The organism is Pelodictyon luteolum DSM 273 (assembly GCF_000012485.1).
In the GTDB taxonomy this organism is placed as follows: Bacteria; Bacteroidota; Chlorobiia; order Chlorobiales; family Chlorobiaceae; genus Chlorobium; species Chlorobium luteolum.
In genome coordinates, this window is sequence record NC_007512.1 from 1061784 (window position 1) to 1079067 (window position 17284).

Annotated in this window: 12 protein-coding genes; 5 read left to right on the forward strand and 7 right to left on the reverse strand. The window is 59.5% G+C overall.

Annotated features, from left to right (window positions below; translation table 11 throughout):
• Positions 1 to 23: 23 nt before the first annotated feature.
• Positions 24 to 3053 (forward strand): PAS domain-containing sensor histidine kinase, encoded by a 3030-nt coding sequence (locus PLUT_RS04935; RefSeq protein WP_011357678.1) that lies wholly within the window; start codon positions 24 to 26, stop codon positions 3051 to 3053.
• Between the two features lie 17 nt (positions 3054 to 3070).
• Positions 3071 to 3823 carry a response regulator transcription factor gene (locus PLUT_RS04940; RefSeq protein WP_162010064.1) on the forward strand — a complete coding sequence of 251 codons (753 nt, stop codon included), beginning with the start codon at positions 3071 to 3073 and terminating at the stop codon, positions 3821 to 3823.
• Between the two features lie 54 nt (positions 3824 to 3877).
• Here PLUT_RS04940 and PLUT_RS04945 read toward each other — a convergent pair whose 3' ends face one another.
• The 3 genes from PLUT_RS04945 to PLUT_RS04955 form a co-directional block, all read right to left on the reverse strand.
• Positions 3878 to 4729, reverse strand: a complete 852-nt coding sequence (locus PLUT_RS04945; protein WP_011357680.1) for a universal stress protein — start codon at positions 4727 to 4729, stop codon at positions 3878 to 3880.
• A gap of 20 nt (positions 4730 to 4749) precedes the next feature.
• On the reverse strand, positions 4750 to 6237 hold the full coding sequence (locus tag PLUT_RS04950; RefSeq protein ID WP_011357681.1) for a SulP family inorganic anion transporter: 1488 nt from the start codon (positions 6235 to 6237) through the stop codon (positions 4750 to 4752).
• Positions 6238 to 6454: 217 nt separating this feature from the next.
• On the reverse strand, positions 6455 to 7642 hold the full coding sequence (locus PLUT_RS04955; RefSeq protein WP_011357682.1) for an iron-containing alcohol dehydrogenase: 1188 nt from the start codon (positions 7640 to 7642) through the stop codon (positions 6455 to 6457).
• Between the two features lie 203 nt (positions 7643 to 7845).
• Here PLUT_RS04955 and PLUT_RS04960 point away from each other — a divergent pair, with 203 nt between their 5' ends.
• Complete coding sequence (locus PLUT_RS04960; protein WP_011357683.1) at positions 7846 to 10542, forward strand: cation-transporting P-type ATPase; 2697 nt, start codon at positions 7846 to 7848, stop codon at positions 10540 to 10542.
• A 26-nt stretch (positions 10543 to 10568) separates the two neighbouring features.
• Here PLUT_RS04960 and priA read toward each other — a convergent pair whose 3' ends face one another.
• The 4 genes from priA to rlmN are packed head-to-tail and all read right to left on the reverse strand — an operon-like array spanning position 10569 to position 15565.
• The gene (gene priA / locus PLUT_RS04965) at positions 10569 to 13001 is read right to left on the reverse strand and encodes a replication restart helicase PriA (protein WP_011357684.1); all 2433 of its coding nucleotides are present in this window, start codon (positions 12999 to 13001) and stop codon (positions 10569 to 10571) included.
• 43 nt (positions 13002 to 13044) lie between these two features.
• On the reverse strand, positions 13045 to 13707 hold the full coding sequence (gene adk, locus PLUT_RS04970; RefSeq protein WP_011357685.1) for an adenylate kinase: 663 nt from the start codon (positions 13705 to 13707) through the stop codon (positions 13045 to 13047).
• Positions 13708 to 13716: 9 nt separating this feature from the next.
• A complete protein-coding gene (locus PLUT_RS04975; RefSeq protein WP_011357686.1) occupies positions 13717 to 14466 on the reverse strand; it encodes a hypothetical protein in 750 nt (249 codons plus the stop codon).
• A gap of 13 nt (positions 14467 to 14479) precedes the next feature.
• Entirely contained in the window at positions 14480 to 15565 is a 1086-nt protein-coding gene (rlmN, locus tag PLUT_RS04980) for a 23S rRNA (adenine(2503)-C(2))-methyltransferase RlmN (RefSeq protein WP_011357687.1), read from the reverse strand.
• Between the two features lie 168 nt (positions 15566 to 15733).
• Between rlmN and PLUT_RS04985 the strand changes: the two genes are divergently transcribed.
• On the forward strand, positions 15734 to 16081 hold the full coding sequence (locus PLUT_RS04985; RefSeq protein WP_011357688.1) for a winged helix-turn-helix domain-containing protein: 348 nt from the start codon (positions 15734 to 15736) through the stop codon (positions 16079 to 16081).
• A 122-nt stretch (positions 16082 to 16203) separates the two neighbouring features.
• The gene (locus PLUT_RS04990; protein WP_011357689.1) at positions 16204 to 17271 is read left to right on the forward strand and encodes a DHH family phosphoesterase; all 1068 of its coding nucleotides are present in this window, start codon (positions 16204 to 16206) and stop codon (positions 17269 to 17271) included.
• Positions 17272 to 17284: the final 13 nt, after the last annotated feature.

A 17284-nucleotide genomic window follows, 5' to 3' on the forward strand; every position in this document is an offset into this window, starting at 1 on the left:
TCGGAACGGAGCAGCAGCAATCCATGGCCAAAAAGACGTTCATCCCTGATGCATCGGCAATCGACACCATCATCGATCTCGTTCCGCACGAAGCTGCCGTCATAGACCCTCACGGCTGCATTCTCCATTCCAATGGCCTCTTTCAGAGAGGGCTTGGCTCGGGAAGCCCTCTGTCTTTCGGCCGGAACCTTTTTGATATTATCTCTTCCAGCCCGCTCCGCACCATCAATACTGAAGAGCTTTCCGTGCTCTGCCGGAACGTTCTGGAAACGGGGCTTCCTTCGGGCAACATCCGTCCGCTCAGCTCTCCGGACGGCGCCGTTCAGGCACTGGTCCTCACCTTTCCCGACGATGGTGCCGGAGGCAGAACGCCGGCCGATGCCAACCAGAACATCTCCCGGGCACTGAACGCAGCCGATGCCGGCACCTGGCAGTGGAATCTGAAGTCGGGAGCCATTCAATGGTCGGAAGGGCTGTGGCGTCTTTTTGAAATGCAGAACACGGGCGAGCCGCCCTCGCTGGCGATATGGGAGGAGCGGCTCGACCCGACGAACCGCGACTCGACCTTGCAGGCCTTTGCAGCCTGCAGCTCCTCCGCCATGCTCATGCATGTCGAGTATTGCATCATTCTCGACGACGGGAGCCGGCGGTGGGTCATGAGCCGCGGCAGGCCCTATCACGACAGCCGGGGAGCGATGGAGGGCTACATCGGCATCACGATTGACATAACCGAACAGAAAAAGCTTGAAGCAGAGCTGCGTGACAACAAGGCACGGTTTTCCTTTGCGCTCGGGGCTGCCTGTTCGGGCATCTGGGAGTGGAATATTGAAACCGATGAACTGCTGTGGTCCGAAGAGGTATGGCGGCTGTACGGACTTTCTCCCGGCTCCGAGACTTTGAACCATCAGCTTTGTGTGTCGACGGTGCATGAAGAGGACCGCGCGATAGTCAGCCATGTGATCAAGGATGCGGTGACGGGCGGCAGGGATGCTTCGGTGGAGTTCCGGGTGAAATATCCGGGCGATGGTTCCCTGCACTGGCTCCAGTCCAAGGGTTCGCCGAAACGAGATGCTGACGGAACTGTGGTGAAGTACATCGGACTCATTACCGACATCACCGAGCGCAAGCTTGCGGAAATAGAACTGATCGAAAACCGGAGCCGGCTCGAGCAGGCTCTGGCTGCGGCGAAGGCCGGCATCTGGGAGTGGGATCTCCTTACTGGACGCAATACCTGGTCGGATGAGGTATGGGCCCTTTACGGACTTGAGCCGCACTCCCGTGAGCCGTCTTTTGCCGTATGGGCGGAAACGCTCCATCCCGAGGACAGGGATGCAGCCTGCCTCTCGGTGCAGTCCGCTTCGGCTGAAGGGAGGGAGATTTCCTTCGAATACCGGGTTCCGAGGGCGGACGGCTCGATGCTCTGGCTGCTTTCGAGGGGGCAGCCCCGCAGGGATGCCTCCGGAGCCATCGTCAAATACCTCGGGACGGTCATCGACGTCACCGAACAGAAATCGCTTGAGGAGCAGCTGCTCAAAAGCAAGGCCCGCATGGCTTTTGCCCTTGAGGCCACGAAAGCGGGCGTATGGGAGTGGGATCTGAAGCATGATCAGGTGTTCTGGTCTGACCGGATCTGGCAGCTCTACGGCCTTGAGTCCGGCAGCAAACCCAACAATCACAAGCTCTGCGAAAGCAATGTCCTGCCGGAGGACAGGGAGCAGACGTTCGGTATCGTCATGCAGGCGGCCAATCGTGAAATCGAGATCGATATCGAGTTCCGGGTATGCCACCCTGAGGACGGTACCATCCACTGGCTGGCCTGCAGGGGCAAACCACAGCTTGATGCCCAGGGCGCTTTAGACCGGTATGTCGGCACCATCATGGACATCACCGACCGCAAACGGCTCGATGACGAGCTGCGGGAAAATGAACGGAAATTCAGGGGCATTTTCGACAATGCTCCGATAGCCATCAGCATCAAGGAGATCGATACGGGCAAGATCATTGATGTCAATGATGCCTGGCTCAACCTGCTCGGCTACACTCTTGTTGAGGTACTCGGCCGCACAGGACCCGATATCGGCATCCATGCCTGCAGGGAGGACTATCAGGCCATTGAGATGGCCTCCCTGAAGCGCGAACGGATATGCAACCGCCAGGTCCTTCTGCACGAAAAGAACGGTGACCTGGTCGATGTGCTCTACTCCACGGAATTCATCGAGTTCGAGGGCATGGCGGTCATGCTGGTCATGATGGTCGATGTCACGCTTGAGAAAATGCAGCAGCAGAACATCAGCCGCCTTGAGCAGTCGATTGCCGACCGCAATATCCAGCTCCAGAAAGAGGTGGAGCGGCTGCACCGGTTCCTGAGCATGATCTCCCATGAATACCGGACGCCCCTGGCCATCATGAGGACCAATCTCGACCTCGTCAAGATGAAGAACAAGATGGGGAATTTCCAGAACCGTCAGGAGTTTGCAAAGATTGACCGGAGCATTGCCCGCCTGGTCGAGGTGCTTGAGGTCTCCATCCAGGAAAGCCGGATGGCCGACCGTCATAAATCGGTGACGGGCAGGCACGAACTCCCGCTTGCCGGCATCATCAAATCCCAGGTCGAAGCGTTTTCCGGGATATGGAAAGAAAGAAGCGTCTTGTTTGAGAACTGCCTGGAGGATGTGCGGGTATACGGGGAGGAGTCCGGGGTCAAATTTGCCATTTTCAACCTGCTTGACAATGCCCGGAAGTATTCACCCGATGAGTCGCCAATCAGCATCACCTGCCGGAAGGCCGGGCCGGGTCATATCATGATTGATGTCGGCAACGAGCTGCGCGAACCCCTTGAAGACGTGGACATGGACCTGTTCTTCGAGAAATATCATCGGGGAGGGAACTCCAGCAATACGGCAGGGGCGGGTCTGGGGCTCTGGCTCGTGAAGAACATCGTCACCCAGCACGAGGGACATATTGCGCTTTCCAAACAGGCCTCAGGGATTGTCGTGACGATCACGCTTCCCGTCATTGCATCCTTAGGCGGAGACAGACAGGCGAAACCATGAATACAGCGTCAGCAGCAATGCAAGAACATGCGGTTGCCCTAAAGGCATTTCACCCCCACAGGATCATCGTGGTTGAAGATGACCTCGATTTCCGTGAAAGCCTCATTGAAACGCTCTCGCTCTGCGGCTATGAAGTGGTCGGGGCCAGAAGCGCCCTGGAGTTCTACCAGAAGGTCGCCGAGACTCCCTGCGAGCTCGTCATCCTTGACCTCGGCCTGCCCGACCAGAACGGGGTGGTGCTTGCCGAGTACATCAGGAACAATACCGACATGCGCATTGTCGTTCTGACCGCCCGCGGAGCCCTCGAAAGCCGTATTGCGGCTTACCGTGCCGGGGCCGATACCTACCTGCTCAAACCGGTCGATACCGATGAGCTTGTCGCAACGATCGAAAGCAATCTCGGCAGGGTTGGCCTGCATGAGGGTGACTGCGGCCCAGGATCCGGGCTTCAGGCGCTCCAGCCCCGTGCTGCCGCATGGCGGCTTCTTCGCAGTGATGCAGTACTCATTACTCCTGCAGGGGAACGGATCAGGCTCTCTTCAAGGGAGGTCGACTTGCTGGAGATCCTTGCTTCCTCCACCGGGACCACTATTTCCCGTCACAGCCTCATCGAAACCCTTGGCTATGATCCTGCCGGTTCCGGCAGCCAGGCGCTCGACGTGCTCATTCACCGTCTGCGCCAGAAAGCATCGGAAAGCGGGTCACGGCTTCCCGTCAAAACCATTCGCGCCAAAGGCTACATCGTCTCGGAGCCGTTATATATCGAGTGACGGGGCGCCCTGTATGCCGAGACCCTGACATTCTATCCATTTCTCCACGTCATCTTACCGCAGGATAAGCAGCGGTACCTCGCAGGAGGCGAGCATTTTCGTCGTCGTGCTGCCGATGAGGAACTGCCGGATGCGGGAGTGTCCGTATGCACCCATGACCATGAGGTCGATGTCGTGCTCCCGGCGGTAGCCGAGGAGTGCGTCGTGTGCGTTGCCGTCCAGTGATGCGTCCGTTACTTCGAACCCGTGCTCCCCGAGCTTATGACAGGCTTCAGTCAGCTCGTTCTGCCGGGTGTCGGCCGCTTTGCCTGCCATGACCACATGGCAGGGGATGGACTCGAGGAGCGGACTTCCGGCGACCATGTCGATTGCTTTCCAAGCCGTCGGGCTGCCGTCGAAGGAGATCATGAACGAACGGGGTTTCCGGAAGCCGGGCAGTACTATCAGGACAGGGCGTGAGAGGGTGCGGATGACGTTTTCGAGGTTGCTGCCGATGGCCCGGTGCGCCCTTGTGTTTGATTCGCCCTCTCGGCCCATGATACAGAGCCGGGTTTCACCGGCAAGGTCTTCGAGGATGTCGACGAGGGGGCCGTGCAGCTGGCGCGAAGTGACAGGTTCTCTTCCGGAGGCTTCCACCCGCTCTCGTGCGGCCTGAAGCATGGCTTTTCCCTGCTCCAGCAGCAGCCGGCTTTTCTTCTCCTCAAGGGCCACGAGTTCAAGAAGCAGATGTTCCCGGGCGCCGAAGCCGATCGAGCCTGACAGGTCTCCTCCGGCCGGCTTGTCGGGCTTTTCAAGCACATGAAGCAGTTCAAGCGGTGCATGCAGCCGCCGGCTTGCCCATGCTGCTGCGTCACAGACGGCAGTTGCGGCCATGGAGCCGTCGATACAGGCCAGTACGTGTGTCATAGGTGTTCTCCTCTCTTTCGTTAATGACCGGCCAGGATCTTTTCGATCTCTGCCTGCTTGTCATGCAGTCCGAACCGGTCCACGATGGTGGCGCTGGCTTCATTCATGCCGACGAGTTTCACTTCGGTGCCTTCACGCCGGAACTTCAGGACCACCTTGTCGAGTGCCGTGACGGCGCTGATATCCCAGAAATGGGCATCGGAAAGGTCGATGGTGACCCGCTCGATTGCCTCCCGGAAGTTGAACGATGCCGTGAACTTCTCCGTCGATGCGAAGAAGACCTGACCGATGACCTTGTAGGTGCGCTCCGCCTCCAGGGTGTCGTCGCACCTGATCACCATGAAGTGGCCCACCTTGTTGGCGAAGAACAGGGTTGCAAGCAGTACGCCGACGAGGACACCGATGGCGAGGTTGTGGGTTGCAACGACCATGACGACGGTGGAGAGCATCACGATGTTGGTGGAAAGCGGGTAGCTTTTCAGTTTTCGGAGCGAGTCCCAGGAGAATGTTCCGATGGAGACCATGATCATGACGGCCACCAGGGCTGCCATGGGGATCTGCTTCAGCCAGTCGCCGAGGAAGACGATGAAGACAAGCAGGAACACGCCGGCAGAGAGTGTGGAGAGCCTGCCGCGCCCTCCCGACTTCACATTGATGACCGACTGGCCTATCATGGCGCAGCCAGCCATGCCGCCAACCAGGCCAGCGCCGATGTTGGCGAGGCCCTGGCCGCGGCATTCGCGGTTGCGGTCGCTTCCGGTGTCGGTGAGGTCGTCGACAATGGTCGAGGTCAGCATCGTTTCCAGAAGCCCGACAATGGCGAGGCCGATGGAGTAGGGGAGGATGATGCGGAGGGTTTCAAGGCTCAGCGGCACTTCCGGCAGGAGGAAGACCGGCAGCGTGTCGGGCAGTGTTCCCATGTCGCCGACCTTGTGGATGTCGAGACCGAGCGCCATTGAGAACGCCGTCAGGGAGACGATGGTGACGAGCGGAGAGGGAATATGCTTTCCTACGACCGGAATCAGCGGAAAAAGGTAGATGATGGCCAGTCCCGCCGCCGTCATAACATACACGGCCGAGGGGGCGGCGGTGAGCTCGGGAAGCTGCGCCATGAAGATGAGGATCGCAAGGGCGTTGACGAAGCCGGTGACAACCGCCCGTGAGATGAAGCGCATGAGGTTGCCGAGCTTGAGGTAGCCGGCAATGATCTGCAGGACCCCGGTGAGGATGGTTGCGGCAAGAAGGTACTGGAGGCCGTGCTCTTTGACGAGAGTAACCATGAGCAGGGCCATGGCACCGGTGGCGGCTGAGATCATGCCGGGCCGGCCGCCGGTGAAGGCGATGGTGACGGCGATGCTGAAGGAGGCGTAGAGGCCGACTTTCGGGTCGACTCCTGCTATGATGGAGAATGCTATGGCTTCGGGTATGAGCGCAAGGGCGACGACAAGGCCGGCCAGAAGGTCGCTCTTGGGGGTGGAGAACCACTCTTTTTTTATGGACTGTCGCATAGGGTCGGGGGGAGGTGCGGGCTGCTTCCGCGGGGGAAAGCGCACCTAAGGTGAAGGGTTGTGCTGCAGGCCTGTTCCCACGTTACGGGAGCAGGGAACAGATGCCGGGATTGAAAAATGTACTGCTGAATGTACGATTTCCCGATGAGTTTTAAAAACCCCCTGCTCCCCGCAGTGCCTCTGCCACTGCGGTGCTCCCTAGAGCGTGCGCTTCCTTTCAGCGAGCGCTTTTGAGCACTTCGACGATATCGGCTTCACTCATCGCCGGCCGTCCGGGAAGGCGGCCTTCAAGGTCGTGAACGACCAGAAGGGTGTCTGCGGCATAGCGCTCTATGAGACCTTCGCCGATGCCCAGCTCCCCGAGGCTGGTCGGGCAGCCGATGCTTTTCATGAACGCATCGAGGCGCTCGATCCCTTCCATGGCAGCATCCATGTCTTTCGGCCCGTTCAGCGGGACGCCGAAGATGCGGTTAGCGAACAGGGCAAACCGCTCCGGGCGCCTCTTGGCGGCAAAGCGCATCCAGGATGCGTTGATGGCCGAGAGGCCGGCGCCGTGTGCCACGTCGTGGTGGGCCGAGATGGAGTGCTCGATCATGTGCACGGGGAACGGGGACTGGGTACCGGCCTGCACCCAACCGTTGAGTGCGACGAGCGAGGCCCACTGAACAAGCTCGCGTGCCATGATGTCCGTGCCGTCGCTGACGGCCTTCGGGCCCCACTCCAGGGCTGTGAGGATGACCCCTTCTGCAAAGCGGTCCTGGACCGGCGTGCCGTCGATGCCGTTGAAGTAGGATTCCGTGACATGGGTGATGAGGTCCGAGACGCCATAGGCGGTCTCAGCCCGGGGGACGCCGATGCTCAGCTCAGGATCGACCAGTGCGACTTTCGGATAGAGGCATTTTGCCGACACGACGGCTTTCAGGGTACTCTCTTCGTCTGAAATGACGGCGCCCGCATTCATTTCAGAACCGGTTGCCGCAAGTGTCGGTACGGTAATGACGGGCAGCGCCCGCTCCGGCAGCCGCCGCTCCGACTGGCCGTGTGCCATCATGTTCCACGGATCCCCTTCATAATGGAAAGCCGCGGCCATGACTTTTGCGGCATCCATGACGCTGCCGCCGCCAAGGGCGATGACGAGGTCGCAGCCTTCTTTCCGGGCCAGAGCTGCTCCGCGACGGACGCTGGTAATCCGCGGGTTTGGTTCCACTCCCTCGCATTCAACGACACTGAGGCCTGCGGCCTTGAGGCTTGCTATTGCCCTCTCGAGCGATCCGTTCCGCCGGGCGCTCCCGCCTCCGGTGACGAGGAGCGCCCTTGTGCCGTATTGCCGGGCCGCTTCGCCGAGCCGTGAAAGGGTTCCTGTTCCGAAGATGATGCGTGTGGGGTTCTGGTATTCGAATTGCATGCTGTGCTCCTTGAGCTGATGGTTTGGGGGTATTGCAGTCAATGTAGCAGTCAAAGTGCCAATAGGGCAAGGACTTTCTTCCACCGGGTGGCAATGGCGGTGGGGGAGAAGTGAATTTTCATGCAGCTCTCGTTGTTAATGATTGCATACCCCCAGCGTAGCAGTACCCTATGCGTTCCTGAACAACAAAACTCCAGAGCCTCATGCAGCTTGAATGGCATACGGCAGGAACAGGGGAGGTGCTTGAAGCACTTGATTCCTCCGAAGGCGGCCTCAGCCGGGAGGAAGCCCTGAGTAGACTGAGGGCGAAGGGTCCGAACCGGCTTACACCTCCTGAGAGTGTAAGCCCGGTCAAGAGGTTCCTCCGGCAGTTCAACAATCTTTTGATCTATGTGCTCATCGCGGCCGGCATCCTTACGGCGGCGCTCGGCCACATGGTCGATGCCCTGGTGATCTTCGGCGTGGTTGTGCTCAATGCGATATTCGGCTTTGTTCAGGAGGGAAAAGCCGAGAAAGCCATGGATGCCCTCAAGCAAATGCTCTCCCTGCAGGCGTTGGTGCGCCGGAACGGCAGGACGCATCAGCTCAATGCCGAGGAGCTGGTGGCGGGAGACATTGTGCTGCTGCAGTCGGGCGATAAGGTGCCGGCTGATATGCGCCTCCTGAAGGTCAGGGAGCTGAGGGCGGATGAGTCGATTCTGACGGGGGAGTCGCTCCCGGTTGAAAAAAACACGGATGCGGTTCGCTCCGAAACAGCACTCGGCGACCGTTTCTGTATGGCTTTTTCGGGTACACTCGTCACGTACGGCAAGGCGGAAGGGGTGGTCACTGCTACGGGAGACCGGACGGAAATCGGCCGGATCAGTTCGATGCTGGCGCATGTCGAAACCCTCCAGACACCCTTGCTCAGGCGGGTTGAGGCGTTCGGCCGGACCCTCACCATCTCCATTGTTGCCCTTTCAATCTTTATGTTCGTTTTCGGTGTGTTCGTAAGGGGGTACCGGCCGGAGGAAATGTTCAATGCCGCCGTCGGGCTTGCCGTGGCGGCAATTCCTGAGGGCCTGCCGGCGATCATGACGATCACGCTCGCCATCGGCGTGCAGTCCATGGCCCGGAGGCGTACCATCATCAGGAGGCTTCCGGCTGTCGAAACCCTCGGATCCGTGTCGGTCATCTGCACCGACAAGACCGGGACGCTTACCTGCAACGAAATGACCGTGCGTTCGATCTCGCTCGGCGATAAAGGCTTCCAGGTGACAGGCGTTGGATACGACCCGCACGGGGCATTTCTGCTTGATGGCGGAGAGGTCGATCTTGCCCTTCATCCTGACCTCAGGATGCTGGCTCATGTCTCACTGCTCTGCAACGATGCGGTGCTTGAGCAGGAGGAGGGCCGGTGGGTGCTTTCCGGGGATCCGACCGAGGGAGCGCTGCTCTCTTTTGGCATGAAGGCCGGGTATTCGGCCGATGCCGAGCGGGAGGAGTGGCCGCGCATCGATCTCATTCCATTCGAATCGGAGCACCGGTTCATGGCGACATTGCACCACAATCATGACGGCATGGCCTACGTGTACCTGAAAGGGGCTCCTGAGGTGGTTTTTGAGCGCTGCATGTCAGTCTGGAGCATAGACGGAGATCTTCCCTTCAGGCCTGAGTTCTGGCAGAAAAAGGCTGAGGATATGGCTTCCGGGGGGGAGCGGCTGCTGGCGATTGCATGCAAGCCGGTGACGACCCGGCTGAGCACACTCGGGTTCGGGGATGTGGCGGAGGGGTTCGGCCTCGTAGGGCTCATCGGCATGATCGATCCACCCCGAGATGAGGCGGCGCTGGCGGTTTCCCGCTGCCGGGATGCCGGCATACGGGTCAAGATGATTACCGGCGACCATGCCGATACGGCCAGGGCAATCGGCAGAATAACCGGCATAGGGGACGGCCTTAAGGTCCTTCGGGGAAGTGAAATCGAATCCATGGATGACCTCGAGCTGATCGGGAAAGCGGCGGAGATCGATGTGTTCGCCCGCAGCAGCCCGCTGCATAAACTGCGCCTCGTGACGGCCCTGCAGGCGGGCGGCAACGTGGTCGCCATGACCGGCGACGGGGTCAACGATGCACCGGCCCTCAAGCGTGCGGACGTCGGCATTGCGATGGGTGGAAAGGGAACGGAGGTGTCGAAGGAGGCCGCTGAAATGGTGCTGACGGATGATAATTTCGCCACGATAGCCAATGCGGTCGAAGAGGGACGAACCGTCTACGACAACCTGACCAAGTCCATACTCTTCGTGCTGCCGACCAACGGAGGGGAGGCATTGAGCATCCTGTTTGCCGTACTGCTCGGCTACACGCTGCCGATTACGGCGGTGCAGATCCTCTGGGTGAACATGGTCACGGCCGTCACCCTGGCCCTCGCGCTGGCTTTTGAGAAGCCGGAAGAAAACGTGATGCGGCGCAGTCCCCGAAATCAGGACGAACCGCTGCTGTCGCGCTTTGTTGCCTGGCGCATAGTCTACGTGTCCTGCATCCTTGTCCTGGGTACCTTCGGTTTGTTCCTCTGGTATGAACGGGCGGGGTGCACAGATGCATGTGCCCGTACGGTGGCGGTGAACACCCTGGTGTTTTTTGAGATATTCTACCTGTTCAGTGCACGGTTTTTCACCCGGAGCGTGTTTTCACCCGGGGGGCTGTTCGGGAACCGATACGTACTGTATGCCAGCGGGGCGCTTGTGCTTCTGCAGGTGGTGTTCACCTATATGCCCTTCATGCAGCAGGTGTTTGCCACGGTCCCGCTTGACCTTCAGCAGTGGCTGGTCATTCTTGCAGTCAGTTCGAGCGTGCTGTTTTTCGTGGAGATTGAAAAGGCCGTTCGCCGGAGGTTCCGGCTTGGTGAGGGTGACGTGCCCTGAAGCCCCGGCGGGCGCCCCCCCTTGCCTCACATCAGGCTGCCGGGATCGACGTCGATGGAGAGGATGGCAGAAGGAGTGCGGAACCGCCGGGCGATCTCGTCCTGAAGGCCGAGGGCGAAGGCCTCTGTGAGGCGACCTCCGGTGAGTTTCAACAGCACATGATAGCGGTAGCTGCCGCGGATTCTGGCGATGCCTGCCGGTGCGGGCCCGAGCACCACTCCCTGGCCTTCGGCCACGGCTTCAAGCAGCATCGTCCTGCATGTCATGGCCGCCTCTTCTGCGGTCTCTTCATCCGGAGAGCTGCATTCGAACTTCACCAGCCTTGCGTGGGGCGGATAGCAGAGTTCCCTTCGGGAGTCCGTCTCATGCTTGAAGAATGCACTGTAACTGCCGCGGAGCAGGGCGTTGAAGACTTCGCTTTCCGGATTGTATACCTGCAGATAGACCTCTCCCGGGCTTGACGAGCGGCCTGCGCGGCCGGCGACCTGGGTGAGGAGGGAGTAGGTGCGCTCCGAGGCGCGGAAGTCGGGGAGGTTGAGGCCGATGTCGGCCATAAGGACGCCGACGAGAGTGACGCGGGGGAAATCAAGCCCCTTGGCGACCATCTGGGTGCCGAGAAGGATGCGGGCCTTTCCACGGCGGAACTCGTCGAGGATGCGCCCGTGCGAGCCTTTTGTTGTTGTGGTGTCCACGTCCATGCGCAGAATCCGCTCCTCGGGAAAGAGCGACTGGAGCTCCTCTTCAATGCGTTCCGTCCCGCTTCCCTTGTAGAAGAGGTCAGGGGAAGCGCATGCGGGACAGACCTTGCTGAAGGGCTCGGTATGGCCGCAGTAGTGGCAGCGCAGCTGGCGGTGGCCGGCGTGGTAGACAAGCGGAATGCCGCAGTGGGGGCATAGGGGGACATGGCCGCAGGCGAAACAGAGTACGCTGCCGGAAAACCCCCTCCGGTTCTGCAGAAGGATGACCTGCTCGTCTCGTTCCATGCGTCTGGAGATTTCGTGGCGGAGCTTTTCGGATATGGAGGGGGTCGCCTTCGGGCTGTCCTTCATCACGATGAGGCAGAGCTTCGGCATGGTGGCGCCGTCTATGCGATCCCGGAGCTCGAGGAGGCGGTACTTTTCCTGAAGGGCATTCTCGTAGGATTCGAAGGATGGGGTGGCGGAGCCGAGGATGCATACGGCCCCTTCGGTGCGGGCGCGCATGACGGCGAGGTCACGGGCGCTGTAGCGGGGGTTCCGGTCCTGTTTGTAGGCACCGTCGTGTTCTTCATCGACAATCACGGCACCGAGGTTCGAGAGCGGGGCGAAGATGGTGGAACGGGCGCCGAGGGCGATCGTTGCCCTTCCGCTCCGGAGGCGGTGCCATGCGTCGTATTTCTCCTGATTGCTCATGGCGCTGTGCATGATGGCGACCGTGTCTCCGAAATGCTGCCGGAACCGGCCTGCGGTCTGGGGGGTGAGGGCGATTTCAGGGACGAGGACGATGGCGGTCCTGCCTTCCTTGAGCACCTCTTTGAGGAATTCGATGTAGACGAGGGTCTTGCCGCTGCCGGTGACGCCGTGCAGGAGGAATGTTTTGTACCCGCCCTTCCGGCTGGCGCTCCTGAGCTCCCCGAGGACAGCCTCCTGCTGCGCGGTCGGCTGTTTTGGTTCTTCCTGCTCTGTCGGCATGCCGGTATCGAACCGGCCCTCCACGGCAACCGCTATTTTTTCCAGGTAACCGGAGGCCGTGAGGGTGTTGAGGATCCTGCGGGATGCGGCGGTGGCTTCCAGCGACGCTCCGCCGGGACCGAAGGCTGAGACGCGGCGGAACGTTTCGAGCTGTTTCGGGGTGTTTTTCAGCTCCTCTTCAGCTTCACCCGGCAGAACCGGGGCCCGGCGCCATGCCGGGACCGTCCTTTGGGCCGTGCTGGTGAACTTCCGGCGGAGCTTCAAGTGCCCGCTCCGTTCGAGTTCGGAAAGGGTGCCGTAGATGTGTTTTTTGCCGAGCCGTCGCTGGAGCTGCTTGACCGTAATGCGTGTTTCTTTGGCGAGCAGCTGCATGATGCTGCGGCGGAGCGCCGTGCTGCGGACCCGGCGGGTGTCGGTTTCGAGGCTGAAGCCGGCCGCTTCGACGATGTCGTCGACCCTCGTACGCACGGCAACCGGTACTGCGGCGGTGACGCAGTCGATGTGGCGGGTAAGGTAGTATCCGGCCATCCACCGGGTGAGGATGATCAGCGGGGGCGTCAGGACAGGCTCTCCGCCGTGTAGGATGTCGGCGAGCTCAGCCGGAGGCTCCTTCAAAGGCGGCTCGATGCCGGTTTCGATGATATAGGCTGTGGAGGGGGCGGCTTTGCCGCCTCTTGGTACAACCAGCACCATGCTGCCCGGCAGGAGGCCCTCTTCAGGAGGGCCCGGGACCATCAGCGGAAAGGGTTCGCCCCTGAAGAGTTTTTCTGCTATGGCCAGTGCGTACATGATGGCAAAAGAGGTTCCAGGGGGAGGCCCTGCGGTCGGGGCATTACCCCCTGAGGGCTTCGAGTATCCGGTCGCGGATTTCCTCAACGCTGCCTGTGCCTTCAATTCTGGTGTAGCGGGGGGCAAAGGCTCCGGTGCCGGCACCCGCTGCCCTTCGGCTGTAGTATTCGATGAGGGGGGCTGTCTGGTCGTGGTAGATTTCGAGGCGCTTCTTTACGGTTTCTTCGGTGTCGTCTGCGCGCTGGACGAGGGGCTCGCCGGTTTCGTCATCCATGCCGGCTGTTTGGGGAGGGTTGAAGCGGATGTGGTAGGTCCTGCCGGAAGCGGGATGGACCCTGCGGCCGCTCATCCTGTCGATGATTTCCCGGTCATCGACATGGATTTCAATGACATGGTCGATGTCGATACCCTGCCGGTCCAGTGATTCAGCCTGCGCTATCGTTCTCGGGAAGCCGTCGAACAGGCAGCCCTCCTTGCAGTCGTGTTCCAGCAGGCGTTCCTTGATGATGTCCATGATGATGTCGTCGGAGACGAGATTGCCGCCGTCCATCACTTCCTTCGCCTTCAGTCCAAGCGGGGTTCCGGCCTTCACTGCGGCGCGGAGCATGTCGCCGGTCGAAATCTGCGGAATGGCGAGCGATTTCGAGATGTAATTGGATTGTGTGCCTTTTCCTGCACCCGGAGCCCCCAGTAGGATAATTCTCATCAAACTGCTTTAAAAGGATTTTTTCGTGGTAATGATGGTCACTTTCGGTTTTGAAGGAGCTGCTCCTTCGGTGCCGGCCGTTCCGTTCTGGCCGTTTGCGGGTGAGGAGGACAGCGAGGGATCGGTCGGTTTCGGGGGCATCGTAAAGGAGATGGCCTGTTTTTTTGCCGGCGTCTTGTGGAATTCTATGGCCGTGGCTTTGGGGCTTCCCGAGGTCTTTTTCTTATGATGCAGTCTTGCTTCGTCGAACATCTGCTGGAAAGCCGATGCCGAGGTTTTTGCGTCCAGGGCGCGCAGGTAGTAGTCCTCTTCGTCGAGGATGTCGCGGCGGAACTCGAAATCCGTTGCGCCCAGCATCATGCGGATCATTCTGCGGCTTTCGCCCATGTCCCCTTTCGATTCGATCTGGGTTACCGCCTTGGCGTTGAGGGTCGTGAGGGTTTCGCCATTGACATCCTCTTCTTCAAGCAGGCCGAAGGTGACCTGGATTTTCATGCCGAGCAGGGCGAAGGAGGTGACTTCGGCACGGATGACGCTCATGCCGCCGACCGCTGTTTTTTCGCTCCGGAGATCCCATCCGAGCCAGTGATCGACCTTGGTGGTGATGAATTCTGAGATGTCCGATGCCTTGCGGGTGTAGCGGCGGACCTTGAGTTCGCTGAATTCAGGGGTTTCCGATGTGTGGGTCGCGTTGCCGGTCAGGCCGTGGTAGGCTTTTGCGAACTCGGTTTTGAAGGGGATGAAATCAAGCAGATCCATGGTGGTTGGCCGGTTAGAGATTGTCGCTGTTGCCCGTGCAGTCTGCCGCCAGCTGGCCGCATGCAGCATTGATGGGGGTTCCATAGCTTTTCCTGATGGTGACCTGCAGGCCTGCATCCTGAAGAATGTCACGGAACCGTTCCCTTGTGCCGTCGCAAACTGGCTCGAATTTTATATTAACGATTGGATTATAATCAATCAAATTAATTTTGCAGAAAAAGCCGGAGGCGTAGCGTATAAGCCGCTTTGCATCCATTTCAGAGTCGTTTATGCCCTTGAGAAGCATGTAGGCGAGGGTTACGGGTTCTCCCGTTTTGGATGCGTAGCCAATGAGCGATTCGCGCAGCCTGTCCAGCGGGTACTGTCTGGCGGCCTGCGGCATCAGCGCTTCGCGTTTTTCCTGGATGGCCGAGTGAAGCGAGACGGCCAGCTTGGTTTTCAGGCCGGTATCGGCAAGCCGGTCGATTTCAGGAGTGATGCCGACCGTCGAGATGGTGATTTTGCGCTGTGAGGTGCTGAAGCGGTACTTGCGGGTGCTGAGGTTCAGGACCGCCTCGATGACGTTTGCAGTGTTCAGGAGTGGTTCTCCCATCCCCATGAAGACGATGTTCGAGATCGAGGCCTCCCGGTTCCGTTCCTGCAGCATGTCGGAGAGCGCCCAGACCTGTCCGGTGATTTCCCCGGAGGAGAGGTTCCGGCGGAACCCCATCTGCCCGGTTGCACAGAAGGAGCATCCCAAAAGGCAGCCCGCCTGTGCCGACACGCAGGCCGTCATCCGGTTGGGCCCCGGGATGAGGACGGTTTCGACCCGTTCTCCGTCGGGAAGCTGGATGAGCAGCTTTTCAGTCGCTCCTGCAGGGCTGCCCTCCATTGTTTCATCGTGCTTTTCTGTGACGGGCTGCTGGATATAGAAGGATTCGGCGAGCTTCCTGCGCAGGGGGAGGCTGAGGGTGGTCATGTCGTCGAACGATCCGGCACGGTGGCTGAAGAGCCACTGGTGCAGCTGCGCTGCGCGCCACTGAGGCTCATTGATGGCTGCAAGGGCTTCCTTGAGCTCATCCATGCGGAGGTTGAGGATGTTTGATCGTTCTCTCTTCATCGGGAATATCTGTGGTTGGGGCGGTGTGTGCAGGGGAATATAGGATTCCCCTGCGCCATGGCGAAATCTTCCTTTGTGCTGAGGGGTTTCTTCTTTTGTTTGTGTGGATCAAAAAAAGTACTTTATCGCGAAAAGTTTTAAGAACCAGACAGATTTTGTAGCTGCCCGATGAAAGAAACTGCCCCCGAAGAGCAGGCTGTAGCCGATTTCAACCACCAGCGCCTTGACAAGCATATTCATGCACGGATACGTTTTGCCGCCCTATCCTACCTCCTTGCCGTCGGAAAGGCTTCATTCGTGGAGATCCGCGACTGCATCAACGCAACGGACGGCAACCTCAGTGTCCATATGCGCAAACTCGAGTCGGCCGGCTACATCAGCTGCGACAAGGGGTTCCAGCTGCGCAAGCCGCATACCATCTACAGCATCACCGGTGAGGGTCGCGAAGCTTTTCTGAAGTACCGTCGGGACATCCGATCGTTTCTCGGCCCTGAACTCAGCCTGAAGTCGGCTTGAGGGCGCAGGGTTGTATATGAATGAATGCTGATGGTATTGAATACTGGACTGGAATGGAATGAGCTGGAGTGAGCTGGAATGAGCGACCGTATTTCTATTACTGCAAATGTTACCGCAAACCGATGATATTACCTGAGTTTGGAAGAACACTTTCCGGATCCGACTGGTCGCTTCTGATCGACGTTCTGCTTGATGCCCGCCACGTCGTATTGACCACCCATGAGAATTCCGATGGCGACGGCCTTGGTTCGGAAGTCGCCCTTGCCCTTGTGCTCAGTGCACTCGGCAAGGAGGTCACCGTCTTCAACCCGACGCCGGTCCCCCCTAACTACCGCTTTCTCACCGAGAGCTTTCCAATCACCCATTTCGACCCAAAGGACGAGGAGTCCTTACAGGAGCTGTCGCTTGCCGACGTGACGGTACTGCTTGATGCCAACCTCCGTGACCGGATGGGCTCGCTCTGGCCGCATGTCCAGTTCTCGAAGGAGCTGGGTTCCATGCGCCTGCTCTGCGTCGACCACCATCTCGAACCGGATGATTTCGCGGACCTCATGGTCTGTGAAAGCTACGCCTCTTCAACGGGGGAACTGATCTACGACCTCATTTCGGCAATCGGGGAGCGGCAGTGCCGGGACCTTTTCACCAAAGAGATCTCGCAGGCCCTCTATGTCGCGGTGATGACCGATACCGGCTCCTTCCGGTTCCCGAAGACCAGCCCCTACGTGTATTCACTGGCAGGCGACCTGGTGGCGAAAGGGGCGGACGCCGCCCTCGTCTACGACAGGATCTACAATTCGCTGACGCCAGAGGCGCTCAAGCTGCTCGGCCTCGCCCTCACCTCCATCACCATCCTCGATGACGGGGTGATCTCCTGGCTCTTCATCTCCCGCGACATGCTGAAAGCCACCGGCAGCAAGCTGTTTGATACCGATCTCATCGTTCAATATCTTTTAAGTGTGCCGTCGGTCCAGATCGCCGTCCTCATGGTCGAGATGACAGATGGACGGACGAAAGCGAGTTTCCGCTCGCGCGGCAGGGTCTATGTGAACCAGCTGGCCAAAAAATACGGCGGCGGAGGGCACATGAACGCTGCGGGATGCCTGTTCCAGTTCTCTTCCGACAGAGCGCAGCAGGTCCTGCTCGAGGACGTCCGCGCATTCCTTAAAGACCCCGAATCTTTCACCTACTGAAACCAACAGCCGT